This window comes from Ruoffia halotolerans (genome assembly GCF_014049385.1).
GTDB classification, from domain to species: Bacteria; Bacillota; Bacilli; order Lactobacillales; family Aerococcaceae; genus Ruoffia; species Ruoffia halotolerans.
In genome coordinates this window covers 26,470-42,123 of record NZ_JACAOA010000020.1, presented here as the reverse complement: position 1 = coordinate 42,123, position 15,654 = coordinate 26,470, and the positions used below count along the sequence as shown (strand labels likewise).

Genomic DNA, 15,654 nt, shown 5'->3' with positions numbered 1-15,654 from the left:
ATCGGTGCTTAACTCGATTTGATAAAGGATTCCAATTCTTTTCATTATTTCAAACCATGTCATATTATGTGACATGTCACGTATATTAAAACAGAAGAAAAACAGTTGAATCTTGTGATAAATTAAAAATAACATTAAATAAAAGTAAAAATAATACTAGTTTTATTAAATTATTTATGATAATCTTCTAATTAAGCTTTAATAGCTTTGAGAAAGGATGTGAAAAAATGATACATATGAAAGACGTCAATAAGTATTTCGGAGATAATCACGTACTTAAAAATATCAATCTGGATATTGAAGAGGGTGAAAAAGTAGTAATTATTGGACCTTCTGGATCTGGAAAGAGTACATTAATACGTTGTATGAATCGTTTAGAAGAGGTTACTGATGGCGTCGCTGAAGTTTACAATGTTGATTTAACAAAGAAAAATGCACCAATTCAGAAAGTACGACAAAAAGTTGCGATGGTGTTTCAAAACTTTAATTTATATTCTCATAAAACAATATTAGAGAATATAACTTTAGCACCCATCAAAGTTCAAAAGGTGGATAAAAAGCAAGCGGAAGAATCTGGAATGAAGTATTTAAAACGGGTGGGCCTAGAAGATAAAGCACATGCTTATCCTGCGCAACTTTCTGGAGGTCAACAGCAACGTGTTGCGATAGCTAGAGCATTAAATATGCATCCAGAGGTTATTTTATTTGACGAACCAACTTCAGCATTAGACCCAGAAATGATTCAAGAAGTTTTAGATGTAATGATCGATTTATCTCAATTAAATATTACCATGGTGGTTGTGACACATGAGATGGGCTTTGCTAGATCAGTTGCTGATCGTATTATTTTTATGGATAAAGGTTCAATTGTTGAAACGGGTACACCCGATGAATTCTTTTCTCAAACACAAAATCACCGTGCACAGGAATTTTTAAGTAAAATTATCAAACATGCTTAATCAAAAAGGAGAGTAAACAATGAAAAACTGGAAAAATAAATTAGTTACATTATCACTATTAGGAACAACCATACTTGGAGGATTCGTCCCTAATACAGCTTTTGCTCAAGAAGAACTGCCAGCTCAAGTTCAAGCAATTAAAGATGCAGGTGTGTTTAGAGTGGGAATTAAAGAAGATGTACCTCATTTCGGATTTTTAAATCCTGATACTACGGAACATGAAGGATTTGAAATTGATTTAGCAAAACTTATCGCAGAAGAGATTACAGGCAGTGCAGATAATATTGAGTTCACTGGAGTAACACCTAAAACACGTGGACCTTTATTAGATAACGGCGAAGTAGATGCAGTGATTGCGACATTTACAATTACACCTGAGCGTAAGGAAACTTATAACTTCACCGAACCATATTTTGTTGATGAAGTTGGCTTTTTAGTTCGTACTGAGGATGGCATTACTGATTTTGCTGGTTTAGAAGGAAAAACAATTGGTGTTCCTCAAAGTGCAACAACAAAAGATTTAGTTCAAGCGGAAGCAGATGCTCAAGGTGTCACAGTTAAATTTAGTGAATTAGCTACTTACCCTGAATTAAAAACAGCCCTAACTTCTAAACGTATTGATGCAATGTCCGTTGATAAATCAATTCTAGCTGGGTATGTTGATGACAATAACCAAATTTTAGATATTGGTTTTTCTCCACAAGAATACGGAATCGCAACGAAATTAAGTAATGATGAATTACATAATTACTTAAATGAATTAATTAATGGTTGGTTAGAAGATGGTACTTTAGCTGAGTTACTTGAAACGAATGGCGTTCAAGCATCTAGTTCTGAAGGCGAATAATATATTTCAAAATCATAACCTTAAGTGTGTGACGTATTTCAATGCATACGTCACACATCTTTACGGTTAATTAGAGGAGGGAAAGCATGTCAGTGTTATCAAGTATCTCATGGTTACAAGAAGGACCCTTTGCGTTGTATCGTTGGGGCGATCTATTTAAAGACATTCCCCTTTTCATGGAAGCCTTTATTTATACTATTGGGATTTCGATTTGTGCTTTAATATTCGCATTTCTATTAGGAACGGTTTTAGGAATTAGTTCTTCATCAAGAAGTAAAGTACTTTCAATATTCACACGTATTTATGTAGAGTTATTTCAAAATACACCTTTATTAATTCAAATATTCTTTGTATATTATGGCTTGCCAATGGTAGGGATTGTTTTAGACACGTATATTATTGGTATTATTTGTGTAGGTCTTTATCATGCAGCATATATTGCGGAAGTTATAAGATCAGGTATTGGTTCGGTGGCAAAAGGACAAATGGAAGCAGCATTATCACAAGGCTTTTCTTTTTGGGAAAGTATGTGGTTAATAGTTTTACCACAGGCTTTCAGAATTATGTTACCCGCACTAACAAATCAAGTTGTAAACTTAATCAAAAACACTTCAGCTATCGCTATTATTTCTGGAGCAGATATTATGTTTACTGCCAATAGTTGGTCGTCGATGAATTTACACTACGTACCAGCCTTTGCATTTGCTGCCTTTTTATACTTCCTACTATGTTTCCCACTTACGCAATTATCTATTCGCTTAGAAGAGAAGAATAAGAAAGCTTATACTAGGTAGAGGAGGATCAGAATGAGTTTCATGGAACAAATACAAGAATTATTTACAGTGAACAATATGGTTTTCCTTTTGGAGGGTTTATATCTTACGCTTTATATTTCTGTTATCGCTATATTTTTAAGTTCAATATTTGGTACGATACTCGCCATAATGCGTAATCAGGAAAGAGGAATATTAAAATGGATCGCAACGATTTATATTGAAATTGTTCGTAATGTACCGAATATCTTATGGATATTTGTAATATTTTTAATTTTCCGACTAAAATCTGTAGATGCAGGTGTAGCAAGCTTTACTATCTTTACGACAGCTGCCTTAGCTGAAATTATTCGAGGTGGCTTAAATAGTGTCGCTAAAGGTGAGATTGAAGCAGCTGAATCACAAGGATTAACAAATTCGCAAATCATGTGGCATATTATACTTCCACAAGCGATTCGAAATATGTTACCCGCGATTATGTCACAATTCGTAACAGTGATAAAAGATACGAGTTTCCTATGGTCCGTACTCGCTTTACAAGAATTATTAGGTAAAGCCAATATACTGATGGGAAGATATACCGCAACTTCGCAAGTGTTTGTACTATATGGCTTGTTAGCTTTAATTTACTTTGTAGTAAATTTTACGATTTCACAAATTGCACAAAAATTAGCAAAGAATACTAGGAGCAGATGAATTTTAAGAGAAATACATATAATCAGATGCGATTAGTCTCAGATACTAATCGTTTTTTTGTTTTAAAAATTTTATGAAAAAGTATAAAAAATATGACTAGTATAATTTACTTAAATAAATTGATATTTAGTGATAAAATTAAAGTATTATCTATAAGAAGTTAAGAGGGAAAATATGAATTCAAACACATTATCAAAAAGACTCGATCGAGTCGCTCAATTCGTTGAAAAGCATGGAGACAATCCAATTCGTTTAGCAGATATTGGAAGTGATCATGCTTATTTACCGTGTAATCTCGTATTAAACAATGCGATTGAATACGCCATCGCTGGAGAAGTTGTCCAAGGCCCCTATCAGTCCGCTCAAAAAGAAGTTCGCTTACAAGGATTAAACGATTCCATTGATGTACGTTTTGGAGACGGCTTCGATGTCGTTAATTTAAATGATTTAATTAACTTAGCGACGATTTGTGGTATGGGAGGCATTTTGATTCGCAATATTCTTGAAGCAGGTGTGAATAAACTTGTTTCTGGACATACATTAATTCTACAACCGAATGTTGCAGAACCGCAACTTCGTTCGTGGTTAATTCAGAATAAATATCATATTATCGATGAGGATATAATCCAGGAACAAAAACATAATTATGAAATAATTGTTGCTAGACATTTACCTGATGAAGAAAAGCAAGTATTAAATGACGAGGAATTGTTATTTGGACCCATTAATTATCAAAAGCAGTCCAAAGAATTCTTTTCTAAATGGAAAAGTGAATTGGAAAGTACCGAATATATTATTAATTCCATTAAACTTGCTACAAACGACAAGAATGATAAACTTGAAGAGTTGGAACAAAAATATCAACGCATTAAGGAAGTGTTAGAAAAATGAATAGGCAGTCGGTACGATTAAATGAAATAATGGATAACTTGAATAAATTATATCCAAGCGAATTGGCTGAAGAATGGGATCAAGTAGGACTTCATTTTGGATATAAAGATGCCAATGTTAGCAAAGTAATGACAACCTTAGATGTTAGACCTGAAGTCGTGGAAGAAGCTTTGGCACTTGGTGTGGATACGATGATTGTTCACCATCCGATACTTTTTAACCCCATCAAACGTTTCGATAATTCAACAGCTGATTTAAGAATGTATACTGAACTTATTAAAAATGACATCAATGTCTTTGTCTTACATACTAATTTAGATAAAGCATTGAATGGGATGAATGATTGGTTAGCTAATGCTTTAAAACTTAACGACATCAAAGAACTTGAGCCATCTGAAGACGGTTTAAGTGGCTTAGGGCGAGTGGGAAATTTGCCAGTTACCTTTGTTCGTCAAGACTTAATTTCTTATATCAAAGATAAATTGAATGCGAACAACCTTACTTTAATAGAAAGAACACCAAAAGAGGCATACAATCGCGTCGCCATTGTTGGTGGGTCTTCCTTTGATTCACTATCAGCTGCTCTGGACGAGGAAGCGGATGTATTTATTACAGGCGACATTACATTTCATAAAGGACAAGACGCCTATGAATTTGATATACTTACTATTGATAGTGGTCATTACATTGAACACATATTCAAAGAGAAAATGGCTACAGTTATTAAAAACTTAGCTCAAGAGAATCATTGGGATATTGAAGTCATTGAGAGCACTACAAACACAAATCCATTTATGTACGAATAGAAAGGTGATATTATGAGTATTTTTGAAAAAACAAAAGAGAGATTAATTAGATATGCCAAGATAGATACACGTTCAGATGCATTTAGCGATACAATTCCTTCAACAGAGAAACAATTTGATTTATTAAATTTATTAGTTGAAGAATTAAAAGAGATAGGCTTAGATGAGGTAGAACTTAATCCAAATAATGCCTTTGTCACAGCAACATTACCAGCGAACACATCAAAAGAGGTCCCTTCAATTGGTTTTATTGCTCACGTTGATACGGCAGATTTTAATTCTGTAAACGTACAACCAAATGTGATTGAAAATTATGATGGACTCGCAATCACTTTAAACACCGATGAAGATATCGTCATGGATCCGGTTGATTTTCCAAACTTAAATAATTACATTGGAGAAACACTAATTACAACAGATGGAACGACTTTACTTGGTGCGGATGATAAAGCAGGGATCGCTGAAATAATTACAGCTGTAGAATATCTAGTGAACCATCCAGAAATTGAACATGGTAAAGTGCGTGTTGCATTTGGACCAGATGAAGAGATTGGTCGTGGGGCTGATCACTTTGATGCTGAAGGTTTTGATGTTGATTTTGCCTATACAATGGATGGTGGTCCTGAAGGTGAATTAGAATATGAAAGTTTTAATGCTGCGGGCGCAACCGTTACAATTACTGGGAAAAACATCCACCCGGGTACAGCCAAAGGTAAGATGCTGAATGCAGTTACAGTTATGAAAGAATTTATAAATGAATTCCCAGAACTTGAAGTGCCAGAACACACAGAGGACCGAGAAGGGTTCTACCATATTTCTGACGTTGAGGGGTCTGTGGATAAAGCCGTTTTAAGAATGATCATTCGCGACCATGATCGTAAATTATTTGAAGATCGTAAAGCATTCGTTCAATCCGCTGTGAACAAAATTAATGATAACTATATATCTAAACCCTTAGAACTTGAGTTGGAAGATCAATATTACAATATGGGTGAAATTATTGAGAAAGATATGACCCCCGTTGAATTAGCCCAAAATGCCATGGAAACATTAGATATCCAACCAAGAATCTATCCAATTCGTGGAGGAACTGATGGGTCTAAAATTAGTTTCATGGGAATACCTACACCTAATATCTTCGCCGGTGGAGAAAATATGCATGGTCGATTCGAGTTTGTTTCAGTAGAAACAATGGAAAAAGCCACAAATGTCATTATTAAAATTGTTGAACTAAACGCAAAAAAATTTTAAGGGTTAATTAGATAATGAAGACATTGACCAAAGAATTCACAGTACAAGCTGATGTTACAGCAGCCTCTGTTGGATCAGGTGGCTTAGAAGTTTTATCATCACCGAGTATAATGGCCTGGATGGAAAATGTTTCTTATGAATTGTGTCAAAATTACACTGACAATGACGAAACAACAGTTGGAATTGAGTTTTCTATCAAACACATAGCGCCAACAGCCGTTGGAAAATTGGTTTGCATTACAGCTAAAATAATAGAACAAAATAAATCTATATTGACACTTTCACTTGAAGCTATAGTCGATGGGCAATTAATTGCCTCGGCTGATCATAAAAGAGCGAAAGTAAACAAAGAAAGATTTTTAGGAAAATTATAATAATTATTTAAGAAACGGAAATTATACCAGGTATTTTGGTTATATTTCCGTCTTTTCTTAGATTTAATGAGATTAAAGCGACAGAATAGTTTATTGAAAGGAGTAAAGAATGGGGTTACAAATTATAACTGGAGATCTTTCAGTAAATAAAAAACGGGTTATTATTGAAAAATTATTACATATTCTTGAAACGAATCCGAATGCAACGATTTATTATATTGTTCCTGACCATTTAAAGTTTGATATGGAGACATTTGTCCTAAATACCATCGAAGAAGTTAAAGGACAGGAAGAAGCAGCGATGATGTCATTACAAGTGGTTAGTTTCACGCGACTCGCTTGGTTTATGATTCGCCCCCAAAGCCCTAACAAACAGTCAATATCTGATGTTGGTTTAACGATGATCATTAGACAATTGCTTAGTGAATTAAAAGATGACCTCATTGTATTAAGAGGACAAATTAATCATCAAGGTTTCATTGATAAGCTATTATCATTATTTACTGAGCTTATCGAAGGTAATATAACGCCCGAAGATTTATCACGCATAACGACGGATACACATATTGATGTTTCAGATATGAGTGAAGACATACCTAATTTAGAACAACAAAAAATTGTCGAAATTCAACTAATTTATACGAAATTTATTGAGAGAATTGAACTTTTAGAAGTATCACAATATAGCACTTTAGAACAATTAGAAGCCTATATTAAAAGTGAGGGGCAATTAACGGACCTTTACGCGATTATTGATCATTATTATTATTTTAATGCACAGCAGATGAGCCTTTTAATGCAATTATCAGCCACTTTCAGTGATGTATGGCTCACATTACCTATTACTCATTCACTAGCCAATAGCCAAACGTTTCAGCCAATATTGGATACAATTCGCTATACTTACCATCAAGTAAAGGCGTTAGCACAATTTAATCAAATAAAAGTGTTACCGGATTGGGACATTAAGCGACCATTTCATACAATCGGGACTGATTTACTAACGACTGCGAAATTATTTAAAGATATTCAAGAAATAGGCATGAGTATAGAAGATGAGAAAACGAAGTATTTGAGCCCACCAATTGAAATTTGGCAGGCGGATACAATTCAAACGGAGTTACGTCATGTTAGTAACCAAATTCACTATTTAGTTGCTACTGAGGGTTACCGATATCAAGACATCGTTGTTATGACACGCGACTTTGATAGATATCAAGTGATAGCAAAACCGTATTTTGATGCGAATGATATACCTATTTTTGTAGATAATGTTGCCAAGATGAATCAACATCCTTTTGTTCTTTTACTTGAAAGCCTATTGAATTTAAAACTTTATAATTGGAAATACGATGACGTCATGGGTTTCTTGAAGTCTGGTTTAATTATTCCAGAGTTTTTAAAAGACACACCCCTAGACCAACAAGAGCAAATTAAAGACCGAGAAGTGAATTACTTTGAGAACATTATTTTAGCTAATGGATATTTTGGTTACCGTTTAATTAAACCAAATTTCATATGGCGTTTCGAAGACGAAGCCAAACTTGTTCAGAATGGAGATTGGACGCAACATTCTACGTTGAAAGAACTTTCTGAAAAATGGAGACAATGGCTAATTTCAGATGTCAGTCAAGTCTTTAAAGTATGGGAGAGTCCAATGACGGGTCAAAAGGCTGGAGCTTGGCTCTATCAATTAATGCTTGATCTAGGCGTTCGTGATCAATTTGTTAAACAACGCGACACTTCCATTGATACAGGTGAAGTAGAATCTTCTCGCCGAGACGAGCAAGTGTGGCAAGTATTTGTTGATTTACTTGATGAGTTTAATGAAATTTATCAAGATCAAACTATTTCATATTCTTTATTTGTCGAGTTATTGATTGCTGGTTTAAGTGAATCAAGTTACCATATAATCCCTGCAACACTCGATCAAGTGACGTTAACAAGTGTTGAAAGTCCACAAGTACAACCATTTAAGATTGCTTTCTATATTGGTATGGATGACAAAACCTTGCCGCTTAATCGACCAACATCTTCTTTATTAGATGAAGCATCAAGGGAGTTACTTCAAAAAGATTTACTTCCACATCAATATTTAATGAAGCTTAATGAACAACAATATAGTCAAGAATTATTATTGGCGTATCAATTATTACTGAATGCGTCCGAACGAATATACTTTAGTTATGCTACGAGTGTAAATAATCAAAGTATGCAATTAAGTCCATATATTTCTCAAATAGTGCAATACTTGAAACTTCCAACTTATATATTTACGCATGACCTAGTATCTGAATTGGAACATCTACACTCGAGTACTTTTGGTAAATATAGTATGGAACAAAATTTATTACTACAATTATCACATTATCTCACTCAAGATGAAGGTTTACTAAATGATCTGCATAAACAAGTATTTTTAGTAATGAATGACTATGATGGTGTAGAGAAACAAACGCGTCAATCCATCGAAGCCATAGTAGAAGCAGTGGCGAAATTCAATGAGTTACCTTCGAATATCGATCCAAAAATTGCTATACAATTATTTGGTAAAGATATCCATGCATCTGTTTCGAAAATTGAACAATATTTCCAAGATCCTTTTAGCCATTTCTTATTACATGGTTTAAAGATAAAAGAGAGAAAATTATTTGAACTAGATTATGCGCGGTCGGGAGATTATTTCCATGACTTCTTAGATTCATTTACACGACTGTTAATTGATAAGAAATTAGATTTAAGACAAATTGATATGAGCAACTTAAATCAATTATTTAACCAAGTAAAAGGAAAGCTAGAACAAGATGAACGATTCAATATTATGTTTAGTCATGCGAAGTTTAATGCGATTAAAACACAAATGGACGAGCAATTATTCCGATTTATAAAATTTAGCCAGGCCCAACAGAAACGAACGAAGATGACTTCAATTCAATCTGAGGCAGTCTTTGGAATCTCACCATCCCCAGATCAATTAAAAGGATTTATCTACCCATTAAATAGTGGTGGACAACTAAGTATTAGCGGGAAGATTGACCGGGTGGATATTGCTAAAACATCCAACGATACTTTCTTACAAATTGTTGATTATAAGTCAGGTAAGAAGGAATTTAATGTTGTCGATACGTATTATGGGCTTGATTTACAAGTATTAACTTATTTAAGTGTTGCTTTAAGCAATTATCCGGATACAAAGGCTTTCGGCGCATTTTACCAACCCTTAATCCACTCCTACACTGCTTTTAAAGAGGCTTCAATGCCGGATACTTTTGAAGCTATGGAAGAGTTACAACTATCTGAGAATATTTTCAACGGTTTTGTTAGTGTTGATGAGGAACAATTAACCTATATTGATTCAAGTATAGAAGTGACCAATAATAGTCTTGTATATCCTGTGAAGTTTAAAAAAGGTGGACTATACAATACCTTTAGCCGGGTATTTACAGAAGAAGAGTTAGATATACTCTTAAAATTCGTTCACATGAAATTTAAACAAGCAGCGAATCAAATTCAAAGCGGTGTGATTGAATTAAAACCCTTCAGAGAGAATCAATATACAACATCCTTACAACCGGAATACCGGGTAATTAGTGGGTTCGATTCAACTGAGAATTATCAGGCATACCGGGAAAAGACAATTAATAAAAAGAATATCATACAAGAAATGTTATTAGAATTGGACGAAAGTGGGGAAGATGAAGAAAATGATGAATAATATAGAACCTAAACCGCTCAATTCGAATTTTAACGATGAACAATGGGAAGCAATCCAACATAAAGGGAGTAATATCCTTGTTTCTGCTTCCGCAGGTTCGGGAAAAACGACAGTTTTAATTGAACGGATTTTTAATCATATCTTACAAGGATTTGCCAATGTTGATGAGTTATTAGTTGTAACATTTACTGAAGCTGCAGCGAATGAAATGAAAGAAAGAATGGAGAGCAGATTAAAAGACGCAGTGAATGAAACACTGAATCCAGAGGAACAAAGAAGATTAACACACCAGTTATCTCTTTTACCTAAGGCAAATATTCAAACACTGCATTCTTTCTGTCTAGAAATCATCCAAAATTTCTTTTATTTAATTGATTTTAATCCTAATTTTTCATTAGTAACAGATCAGACTCAAGTACAATTAATTTATCATGATGTCTGGGATGACATGATTGCTTCAATTCATGATGCGTCTTCTGAAATTGAAGCTATTACGCCAGAAATTTATCAATCACTTCTAGCGCGATATGGGAGTGTGCGTTCTGATGACGCATTATTCGATACGATCATTGATATTTATAAATTTGCCCGCTCACAAACGAATCCAACTTTGTGGTTGGAAGAAGCAAACACCGCAAGTGCTAATTTTGTAACATTTAAAGATAGTTTATTATATAAACAAACAATTAAATTTGTGCTTGAAACTAATAGCCTGCAAGCCATTAAATTACTTGAAACAGCCACAAGTTTACTGCATTCTCTCTCCGATGAGGGCGTTTCTAAGTATGAACCAATCATTCAAGCTGATTTACAACAAGCAAATCTTTTATTTGGTTTGTCAAGAGAAGATAAACTTGAGGATCTGTTCTCACAAGCGAGTTCAATTCAATTTGGCAAATGGAAAGCAAATAAGAAAACTTCCGAAGATTATGAAATAGTTGCTGAACTCAAAGAATTACGAGATGAAGCAAAAGATATCATCACTAAAAACATAGTGCCAATCTTTACTTATGAATACGAGTTAACTGAAAAAGTGGAAAAAGAACAAGGACATATTATTTCTTCCTTATCTCAATTAACTAAATTATTTATGGACCGTTTAGCTGAACATAAAACATCGATAAATATAATTGATTATAATGATTTAGAACATCTTGCCTTGGAAATTTTAGCTCCTTTGAAGAAAGACAGTGAACAAAGACAAGTCAGTTCAGCTGCGCTTTTTTATCATAAAAAATTTAAAGAAATAATGATTGATGAGTATCAAGATATAAATGACATTCAGAATGAAATTTTATACTTTTTATCACATGAGACTCGAGATGAATTAAACGATAATTTATTTATGGTTGGGGACGTAAAGCAATCGATCTATGGTTTTAGAATGGCAGAACCAAGTTTATTTTTAAATCGGTATTTAAACTATGCAAACTCTAGTGAAGATAAACTCATTATCTTAGATAAAAACTACCGTTCGAGAGACGAGATACTGCAATTTACAAACTTCGTATTTGAACGGGTAATGGATTCAGAATTTGGTGAGATGAATTATGGAAAAGCAGAATCTTTAACTACTGGGAATAAATCTTTTGAACCGGAAGCGCCTCATGAAGAGTTTAATATCCAACTACTTTTATATGAGAAAGAAAATCAAGAGAGTGAAGAAGTCGATGAGGCAGTCAGGGATGACATTGCTTTAGCAGATACTTCATTAGAAGCTGAGAGCCATATTATCGCTCAAGATATTCGAAATAAATTAGCGGAAGGGTACTTAATCTATGATAAGAAGTTAAAAAAACGAAGACCTGTAACATTCTCGGATTTTGTTATTCTTACGCCAACTCGAAAGCCTTTTTTAATCGCACAACTAATCTTAGAAAGTTATGATGTACCGATTTATGCTCAAAAAGTTGAAAATTATTTCCAAAGACAAGAAGTTCAATTAATGCTAGCGTTATTGAAGCTCATCGATAATCCTTTACAAGATATTCCATTAGTTGCGATACTGCGGTCCTATTTTGTTCAATTAGATGATGAAGCCTTAAGTAAGATTCGGATTCATTCACCCAATGGTTTATTCTATGAAGCAGTCCTCGCTTACTTAAATGACCCAGAAACCCAAGAGAGTGATAAAGATATCCATCAGAAATTGAGTAACTTCTTCAAGCAATTGACTCATTGGAACGCCTTATCGAAGCGTATTTCCTTAGTGGATTTAATATGGACGATTTATCAAGAAACTTCTTTTTTAGATTATGTAGCAGGTCTAAATAATGGTGTCCAACGTGAGGCTAATTTACATGCCTTGTACGAGAAAGCATTGGAATTCGAGCAAAGCCAATACAAAGGTGTTTTTGGCTTTATTCGCTACATAGAGAAAGTAATGCAACAACAAAATGACTTAGCCGAGCCAGTTTTACTCGACGGAGAACAAAATTTTGTGAGATTGATGACAGTACATGCTAGTAAAGGTTTAGAGTTTCCGATTGTCTACTTAATGGATACTGCAAAGAAATTCAATTTACAAGACGCGAGATCAAAATCATATATCGCTTCAAAACATTTTGGGATTAGTTCAGATTATTATGATTTTGAAAACCGAATTAAATTTGCCTCCTTTACAAAACAAGCATTTAAAATCGAAAAGGAAAATATGTTAAAAGCAGAAGAAATGCGTAAACTATACGTAGCCTTAACGAGATGTGAGCAAAAGCTCATGATTGTTGGAACGATTAAAAACGAAGAAGAGTGGCATACTAAACAAGAAGCGACGCAAGATAAAAGTAATCATGAAACCTTAATGGTTCCTCTACAGGAGCGCCAAAGTGCATCAAGTTGGTTAGATTGGATTAGACAAGCCATCGCGAAAGGTCAAACTGATTCTGGTTTAGCTGAATTTAATCTATCACAACTAAATATTGAGTTTATCGATTTACAAAGCATTGTAGATTTACAAATTCAGTATCAAATACCACTAAATTACTCTAAAAAACCCAATTTAGCTAAGCAAATTGGACGCCTTGACGTCAATGATTTAAGTGATCAAAGCGTCTATAATCATATGAAGCAATTATTCAATTATAACTACACATATGAGCTAGCCACGAATACCTCAAGTTATCAGTCTGTATCTGAATTAAAACGATTATACGAAGAACCGCGGATCGAAAAAATTGCTTATTTCTCAGACCGTAGTGGTAACTCGCTTGAAAGCCAAGAAATTGACGATCAAGAGAACTCTTCGACGATTCAAGGAATTCGATATACTGAAGATACGTTTGAACCACCTAAATTCATTGATAACTTAGAGACAAAACCAAATTATGCTGAAATAGGGAGCGCAACACACTTTTTATTACAACAGTTAGACTTTTCGATTTTGGCAGAGAAAAATCAAACACAATTGAATGAAATTTTAATTGAAACTAGCCAATCTCTCGTTGAAACGAAACACATAAGTAAAGAATTGGCCGAATTAATCAATTATGACAGTGTCATCACTTTTATCCAAAGTGAATTAGGTCAGTTAACGATTGAACATGCAGGTCGAGTTAAAAAGGAACATGCTTTTTCATACTTAACTCCAGCATTGAAACTGTTTGAGAATAATATTGCAGCAGAGAATATGAAAGAATTATCAGAAGATCAGTTGCTAATTCATGGGGTTATCGATAACTTCATTGAATTTGACGAAGATATCGTTATTTATGATTATAAAACAGATCGATATAAACCATACGCAAATATGACAAAAGAAGAACAAATTGAACAAATTGTAAACAAATATCGATTTCAAATTAGTTTGTATTCAAAAGCACTGACGATTGCTTACAACAAACCAATTAGGCAAGCATATATAGTTCTATTAGATTTTGGTGTATCCATTCCAATTGATACAATGTACCAACTTTAAGAACATAAAAAGAGCTCAACTAGCAAAACTAGTTGAGCTCTTTTATCTTTATTCAGTTACTTGTGCCGTCGCTACATCAGGAGCATAATCAACGCCGGTTGTGTATTCACCCGTGGCATTCCAAAGTAAATACTCATGAATGCCATTTTCAGCTAAAGCATTAATTTGTCCTTGAACCTCAGTTGGTCCATATTCCATAAACATCGTAAAGTCTTGTAACCAAGGTCTTGAAACAACATCATTTTGAACGGGACCTAACACATATAATTCTTCTTGAATGTAAGTATTAGTAAATTCATATGGATAATAATCTGGAACATCAAAACCAAAGAAACCTGAAGTCCAGTGAGAAGGGTAAATCATAGAAGATACCACATCTACACGTTCAGCCATTTGAGCAAAGTTTTGACCAATACCACGAACATCTGGAGCATCTCCAGCAATTGCTGTATATCCGAAGATATCTGCACTGACTTCAACACCATATGGTGTAAGTCGGTTATCAGCATAAGTTAAAAAGTCATTAATAGCAGCAACACGCTCATAACCTTGTTCTTCAGGATTATCAGATTCGAATACCGAATATTCTCCCACTTCATATTCTAATTGAGTATGGAAAGTTTCGAAACCTTCTGGGAAACGAATATAGTCAAATTGAATATCTTTGAAGCCCATTTTAGCAGCTTCTCCAGCAATTGTAAGAACATAATCCCAAGCTTCTTGACTGAATGGGTTAATAAACTTAGAACCATTCCCATCTGACCAAGTTTCACCTGTGGCAGAATCTTTAAATGATAAGTCTGGACGCGCCTCGGCTAATAGATTATCTTTAAAAGTTGTGATACGAGCAATTGGATAAATTTCATTCTCTTCTAGGACACGTAAGACTTCAGCGTAGTCTACAGATCCTATTACGTTTTGTTGAACATACTCATTGTCAGTTTCAATAGGTGGAATGACGTTACCCCAATCATCTTTGAAGTCAATCACTACTGCATTTAATTCTGTTTCATTGATGTAATCAATAATGTAGTTAAAGTATTCTTCATCGGCAACATTTTCAGCCGTTAGATATACACCTTTAACCCCGTCTTCAGGATAAGGAATAGAGATTCCACTATCATAGAAAAGAGCAGATGGTAATTGATCAGGTTGAGATAATAATGGCTCATCCGGTATTACTAAACCTTCATAGCGGTTCGTATCATTTGTAGCCACTCGGTTATTAAAATCAGTAAGTGTTTCACTGTCATACTTTGGTGTTACTTCAGGCAATGTATAGTACTGCGGCTCTTCTTGTTCAGCAGTATTTGACTGCTGACAACTGGCCAAAACAAATACCGAAAGTAAAAGCAATGCAAATACTTTAGTAAACGAGTTGACTTTTTTGTTTTTTAAGTTGGACATATTAAAAACTCCTCTTGTCTTT

Annotated in this window: 11 protein-coding genes; 10 read left to right on the top strand and 1 reads right to left on the bottom strand. The window is 34.2% G+C overall.

Annotated elements, in window-relative coordinates; all coding sequences use genetic code 11:
- Positions 1-227 precede the first annotated feature (227 nt).
- The 10 genes from HW423_RS07855 (at position 228) to addA (ending at position 14,225) form a co-directional block, all read left to right on the top strand.
- Positions 228-959, top strand: coding sequence for an amino acid ABC transporter ATP-binding protein (locus tag HW423_RS07855; protein WP_218931384.1), 732 nt, complete (start codon positions 228-230; stop codon positions 957-959).
- Positions 960-978: 19 nt separating this feature from the next.
- Positions 979-1,806, top strand: coding sequence for a transporter substrate-binding domain-containing protein (locus tag HW423_RS07850; protein ID WP_218931383.1), 828 nt, complete (start codon positions 979-981; stop codon positions 1,804-1,806).
- Between the two features lie 86 nt (positions 1,807-1,892).
- Entirely contained in the window at positions 1,893-2,600 is a 708-nt protein-coding gene (locus HW423_RS07845; protein ID WP_218931382.1) for an amino acid ABC transporter permease, read from the top strand.
- A 30-nt stretch (positions 2,601-2,630) separates the two neighbouring features.
- Positions 2,631-3,275 (top strand): amino acid ABC transporter permease, encoded by a 645-nt coding sequence (locus tag HW423_RS07840; RefSeq protein ID WP_218931387.1) that lies wholly within the window; start codon positions 2,631-2,633, stop codon positions 3,273-3,275.
- 174 nt (positions 3,276-3,449) lie between these two features.
- The gene (locus tag HW423_RS07835) at positions 3,450-4,166 is read left to right on the top strand and encodes a tRNA (adenine(22)-N(1))-methyltransferase (protein ID WP_218931381.1); all 717 of its coding nucleotides are present in this window, start codon (positions 3,450-3,452) and stop codon (positions 4,164-4,166) included.
- Complete coding sequence (locus tag HW423_RS07830; protein ID WP_218931380.1) at positions 4,163-4,972, top strand: Nif3-like dinuclear metal center hexameric protein; 810 nt, start codon at positions 4,163-4,165, stop codon at positions 4,970-4,972. Before HW423_RS07835 ends, HW423_RS07830 begins: the two co-directional genes overlap by 4 nt.
- A gap of 12 nt (positions 4,973-4,984) precedes the next feature.
- Positions 4,985-6,223: a peptidase T gene (gene pepT / locus HW423_RS07825; protein WP_218931379.1), complete on the top strand. Its 1,239-nt coding sequence runs from the start codon at positions 4,985-4,987 to the stop codon at positions 6,221-6,223.
- Positions 6,224-6,237: 14 nt separating this feature from the next.
- A complete protein-coding gene (locus HW423_RS07820) occupies positions 6,238-6,597 on the top strand; it encodes a thioesterase family protein (protein ID WP_218931378.1) in 360 nt (119 codons plus the stop codon).
- Positions 6,598-6,706: 109 nt separating this feature from the next.
- Complete coding sequence (locus HW423_RS07815; RefSeq protein ID WP_218931377.1) at positions 6,707-10,312, top strand: PD-(D/E)XK nuclease family protein; 3,606 nt, start codon at positions 6,707-6,709, stop codon at positions 10,310-10,312.
- Complete coding sequence (addA, locus tag HW423_RS07810; protein WP_218931376.1) at positions 10,302-14,225, top strand: helicase-exonuclease AddAB subunit AddA; 3,924 nt, start codon at positions 10,302-10,304, stop codon at positions 14,223-14,225. Before HW423_RS07815 ends, addA begins: the two co-directional genes overlap by 11 nt.
- 48 nt (positions 14,226-14,273) lie before the next feature.
- Here addA and HW423_RS07805 read toward each other — a convergent pair whose 3' ends face one another.
- The gene (locus HW423_RS07805) at positions 14,274-15,632 is read right to left on the bottom strand and encodes a putative glycoside hydrolase (RefSeq protein ID WP_218931375.1); all 1,359 of its coding nucleotides are present in this window, start codon (positions 15,630-15,632) and stop codon (positions 14,274-14,276) included.
- Between the last annotated feature and the right edge of the window lie 22 nt (positions 15,633-15,654).